The 4,095-nt window shown below is 69.9% G+C and carries 3 protein-coding genes; all 3 read right to left on the bottom strand.

What is annotated here, in order from left to right; translation table 11 throughout:
- Positions 1-482, bottom strand: a 482-nt coding sequence (locus VBO01S_RS30995; protein ID WP_174543724.1) for a glycogen/starch synthase, incomplete at its 3' end; no start/stop codon positions are given.
- A gap of 14 nt (positions 483-496) precedes the next feature.
- Positions 497-1,834: a glucose-1-phosphate adenylyltransferase gene (glgC, locus tag VBO01S_RS30990; protein ID WP_062482946.1), complete on the bottom strand. Its 1,338-nt coding sequence runs from the start codon at positions 1,832-1,834 to the stop codon at positions 497-499.
- Positions 1,835-1,922: 88 nt separating this feature from the next.
- The gene (glgX, locus tag VBO01S_RS30985) at positions 1,923-3,998 is read right to left on the bottom strand and encodes a glycogen debranching protein GlgX (RefSeq protein ID WP_062482943.1); all 2,076 of its coding nucleotides are present in this window, start codon (positions 3,996-3,998) and stop codon (positions 1,923-1,925) included.
- Positions 3,999-4,095: the final 97 nt, after the last annotated feature.

Raw genomic sequence — 4,095 nt, 5'->3', positions numbered from 1 at the left:
CCGCCCGCGCGCCGCGCGAAGGCCAGGTAGGCGGGCGCGAGCGCCGCGTGCCAGTCGTGCGCGTGCACGATGTCGGGCCGCCAGCCGGGGTCGAGCCCCTGCGCGAGCTGCGCCGCCGCCCACCCCAGCAGCGCGAAGCGCCGGTGGTTGTCGCTGTAAGGCTGGCGCGTCGTGTCTTCGTACGGATTGCCGGGCCGGTCGTAGAGCGCGGGCGCGTCGATCACGTAGGTGGGAATCGGCGGCGCGCCGGCGATGGCGACGTGCCCGGCGCGCAGGCCGAAGCGCTCGCCCCAGGGCGCGGTGAACTCGGCCACCGGCACCAGGTCGCGCACGCCGGCCACGATGGCGGGAAAGCCCGGCAGCAGCGCGCGCGCCTCCTGCCCCGCGGCCATGAGCGCCAGGGGCAGGGCGCCGGCGATGTCCGCCAGGCCGCCGGTCTTCAGGAGGGGAAACAGCTCGGCGCTGACCTGGAGGATGCGCATGGTGGTGCGGTCGATCAGGCGGCGGCTGCGGGCGCGGGGTCCGGCGCGAGTCGCTTGAGCATTTCGCGCGTGACCAGCACCACGCCCGTTTCCGTGCGCTCGAAGCGCGCGGCATCAGCCTCGGCGTCTTCGCCGATGACCGTGTCGTCGGGGATCACGCAGCCGCGGTCGATCACCACGCGGTTCAGCCGGCAGCCGCGGCCCACTTCCACATCGGGCAGCAGCACAGCTTCGTTGATCTCGCAGAAGGAGTGGATGCGCACGCCCGAGAACAGCACCGCGCTGCTGATCTTCGAGCCCGAGACGATGCAGCCGCCCGAGACGATGGTGTTGACCGTCATGCCGTGCTTGCCCTCGCGGTCGAGCACGAACTTGGCCGGCGGCAGCTGTCGCTGGTAGGTCCAGATGGGCCAGTCCGTGTCATAGATGTCGAGCTCCGGGGTGATCGAGGCCAGGTCGAGGTTGGCTGCCCAGAATGCATCAATCGTGCCCACGTCGCGCCAGTAGGCCTTGGCGTCGGGCCCGCGCGAGGCGCGCGTGACGCACGACATGCTGAACGGGTGCGCCAGCGCGCGGCCCTCGGCCACGGCGCGCGGAATGATGTCCTTGCCGAAGTCGTGGCTCGAGTCGGGGTTGGCGTTGTCTTCCTCGAGCAGCCGGTACAGGTAGGCCGAGTCGAAGATGTAGATGCCCATGCTGGCCAGCGCCAGGTCGGGGTGGCCGGGCATGGCGGGCGGGTCGGCGGGCTTTTCGAGGAAGCTGGTGATCTGGCGGCCGTCGTCCACCGCCATCACGCCGAAGGCCGTGGCCTCGTGGCGCGGCACCTCGATGCAGCCGACCGTGCAGCCCAGGCCGCGCTCGGCGTGGTCCTTGAGCATGATGGAGTAGTCCATCTTGTAGATGTGGTCGCCGGCCAGCACCACCACGTAGTCGTGCGGCGTGGAGCGGGTGCTGATGATGTCCAGGTTCTGGTACACCGCGTCGGCCGTGCCGCGGTACCAGTGCTCGTCGCCCATGCGCTGCTGCGCGGGCAGCACGTCGACCATCTCGTTGAGCTCGGCGCGCAAAAAGCTCCAGCCGCGCTGCAGGTGGCGCATGAGCGAGTGCGACTTGTACTGCGTAACCACCGCCATGCGCCGGATGCCGGAGTTCAGGCAGTTGGACAGCGCGAAATCGATGATGCGGAACTTGCCGCCGAAGTACACGGCCGGCTTGGCGCGCCGGTCGGTGAGCTGCTTGAGGCGGGAGCCCCGGCCGCCGGCCAGCACCAGCGCGATGGTGCGGCGGACCAGTTGATGGGCCTGCAGGGGCGCCTGCGGGGCTTGTGCGCCCTGGGTGTTGAGCTTGTCCATCTGTGTCTCCGTTCGTTCGTTCGCTTGTTGAGTTCGTCGTCGTCAGAGTGTCCGCACCGAGTCTGGCACTGCGCCGTGGGCTTGGCTCCTACGTTCTTGCAAGCCAGAGGCTCGAATCCGGCACCTGCGCCGTGCGGCCCAGCGGGCGGGGCGCGGCGCGCAGGGCGTCGGGGTCTTCGGCATCGGTGGCCAGGCAGCAGCGCCAGTCGCCCTGCGGCAACGTGAAGGCGATGGGGCCCGGGCCCGCATTCACCAGCACCAGCCAGGCGTCCTCGGCATTCCCGAACAGGATCGCAAGGGCCGTGCCCGCGTGCCAGTCGGCCGGCGCCATCGGCTGGCCGTCGGGGCGCAGCCAGCGGATGCCCGGCGGTGCGTCGGTCGGCGGTTCGGCCGGCCACCAGCGCGTGCTGCGCAGCACCGGCGCCTCGCGCCGCAGGGCGGTGAGCCGCGCGACGAAGGCCGTCAGGCGCGCGCGTTCGCTGGCCGGGTCGGACAGCCCGATCCAGCCGAGCCAGGTGGTCTCGTTGTCCTGGCAGTAGGCGTTGTTGTTGCCGCCCTGGCTGTGGCCGAGCTCGTCGCCGGCCAGCAGCATCGGCGTGCCCTGGGACAGCAGCAGCGTGGCGAGCAGCGTGCGCTGCAGGCGCGCGCGCATCGTGCGCACGGCGGGGTCGTCGCTCGGGCCTTCGACGCCGCAGTTGGTGCTCAGGTTGTGGGCGTGGCCGTCGCGGTTGTCTTCGCCGTTGGCGAGGTTGTGGCGCTGTTCGTAGCTCACGAGGTCGCGCAGCGTGAAGCCGTCGTGCGCGGTGATGAAGTTGACGCTCGCGGTCGGTGCGCGGCCGTCGTGCGCGAAGCTCGCGCTGGAGGCCGTGAAGCGGTGCGCGAAGTCGCCCAGGCCGGCGGCGCCCTCGCGCCCCTGGCGCAGCCAGAAGCCGCGTTGCGTGTCGCGGAAGCGGTCGTTCCATTCGAGCCAGCCGGGCGGAAACTCGCCGAGTCGGTAGCCGCCGGGGCCGAGGTCCCAGGGCTCGGCGATGCGCAGCGTGCGCGACAGCACCGGGTCTTGCGCCATCGCCGCGAAGAAGGGCGCGCGCGCCTCGAAGCCGCGCTGCGCGTCGCGGCCCAGCACCGGGGCGAGGTCGAAGCGGAAGCCGTCGACGCCCATCTCGCAGGCCCAGAAGCGCAGGCTGTCCATCACGAGCTGCAGCACGCGCGGCTCGCCGAGGTTCAGGCAGTTGCCGGTGCCGGCCCAGTTCTCGTACAGGGCGCGGTCGTCGGGGCGCAGGTGGTAGTACAGGGCGTTGTCGATGCCGCGCAGCGAGAGCGTCGGGCCGAGTTCGTCGCTTTCGGCGCTGTGGTTGTAGACCACGTCGATCACCAGCTCCATGCCGCGCGCATGCACCGCATCGGCCATGGCGCGGAACTCGCTGGCGGGCGTGGTGCCGGGGCGGCCGCTCCAGAAGCGCGCCTCGGGGGCGAACCAGCCGATGGTGTTGTAGCCCCAGTGGTTGGTCAGGCCTTTGGCGAGCAGGCGCTGTTCGTCGGCGCGGTGCTGCACGGGCATGAGGCTGAGGGTGGTGATGCCCAGGCGTTGCAGGTGGTCGAGGAGGGCGGGTTCGGCCAGGCCTGCGTAGGTGCCTCTTAGTGGTTCGGGAACGCCTGGGTGCTGGTGGGTGAGGCTGCGGATGTGGAGTTCGTAGAGGACGCGGTCTGTGGGGGGGATGTGGGCGCGGCCTGTTGTTTTGGGTGTGTTGCTGGGTGCTGTGACGCGGGCTTTGAGTGCTATCGGGGCGTTGTCTCGGGTGTCGCGTTGGGTCGGGTTTGTGGGGGCGTGGCCCAGGAAGAGGTCGCTGCCGTTGTAGTGGCCGAGGATTTCTCGGGCGTAAGGGTCGAGGAGGAGCTTGGCGGGGTTGAAGCGCTGTCCTTCTTTTGGGGACCAGGGGCCGTGGACTCGGTAGCCGTAAATCAGGCCGGGGCGGGCGGTGGGGAGGTGGCCGTGCCAGATGCCGTCTGTGCACTCTGGGAGCGGCAGGCGCTGTTGTTCGCTCTTGCCTGTGCTGTCGAAGAGGCAGAGTTCTACTTTGCTGGCTGATGGCGCTGTGAGGGCGAAGTTGACGCCTTGATTTGATGGGGTTGCGCCTAGTGGGAGGGGATGGCCTGGGCTCAGCATGCGTTGACTCCCCGGCGGTGTTTGCTTTCCGAGGCCGGGACTCGCCCCGGCGGGCGACTTACTTTCTTTGCTTCGCCAAAGAAAGTAAGCAAAGAAA

This window comes from Variovorax boronicumulans NBRC 103145, assembly GCF_001591345.1.
Classification (GTDB): domain Bacteria; phylum Pseudomonadota; class Gammaproteobacteria; order Burkholderiales; family Burkholderiaceae_C; genus Variovorax; species Variovorax boronicumulans.
Note: the sequence above shows the minus strand (reverse complement) of the source record. Positions and strands in the feature narration are given on the sequence as shown.

Excerpts from the sequence above, each read along its gene's own strand:
- glgC (WP_062482946.1), bottom strand. The coding sequence starts at position 1,834 with ATGGACAAGCTCAACACCCAGGGCGCACAAGCCCCGCAGGCGCCCCTG.
- glgX (WP_062482943.1), bottom strand. The coding sequence starts at position 3,998 with ATGCTGAGCCCAGGCCATCCCCTCCCACTAGGCGCAACCCCATCAAAT.